Below are 699 nucleotides of genomic sequence, written 5' to 3' on the forward strand. Positions count from 1 at the left end.
CGAATCCCATGACTTATAAGATTCGTGGTAAGTCTCCCCTTAATAAGGGGAGATTTAGAGGGGTTTAGATTTAGCAGGTTAAAATTAGGGCGATTAATCATGGATAAATTGAGTTTTAAATGACAGTACAAAGCGAATACCAACTTGAAAATAAACTGATTAGCCAGCTCAAGCAATTGGGATATGCTGCGGTGACCATCAAGGATGAACGCCAACTACTGTCTAACCTGAAAACACAAATTGAACGTGCCAATGGACTTGCGCCACTGTCAGAAACTGAATGGAAGCAGGTCATTAGCTTTCTAAATACAGGTACGGTATTTGAACGGGCTAAAAATTTACGTGACCAGTTTCCTGTTAAATTTGATGACGGCAGCAGCAAACACATCTTTTTTCTCTCGGATGACCCAAGCAAGAACATCTATCAGGTGACCAATCAAATCACCATCGACCACCGCGACTATAATGGCAGAACCAGCCGTTTTGATGTGACTTTACTGGTCAATGGTTTGCCTTTAGTTCAAATTGAATTGAAAAAACGAGGCATGGAAATTGCCGAAGCCTTTAATCAAACCCAACGCTATATTCGTGAAGCATATTGGGCAGGGCAAGGGCTATTTGGTTTTATTCAGCTTTTTGTCATTAGTAATGGTGCAAATACTCGCTATTACTCAAATGGTACGACTGGGATTGAGTTTG

Annotated in this window: 1 protein-coding gene; it reads left to right on the top strand. The window is 40.8% G+C overall.

Annotated features, from left to right (window positions below; all coding sequences use genetic code 11):
- Positions 1-119 precede the first annotated feature (119 nt).
- Positions 120-699, top strand: a 580-nt coding sequence (locus tag B4H32_RS03740) for a type I restriction endonuclease (protein ID WP_286800046.1), incomplete at its 3' end; no start/stop codon positions are given.

Origin of the sequence: Acinetobacter sp. UBA2063 (assembly GCF_002333245.1) — a bacterium.
Lineage (GTDB): Bacteria > Pseudomonadota > Gammaproteobacteria > Pseudomonadales > Moraxellaceae > Acinetobacter > Acinetobacter parvus.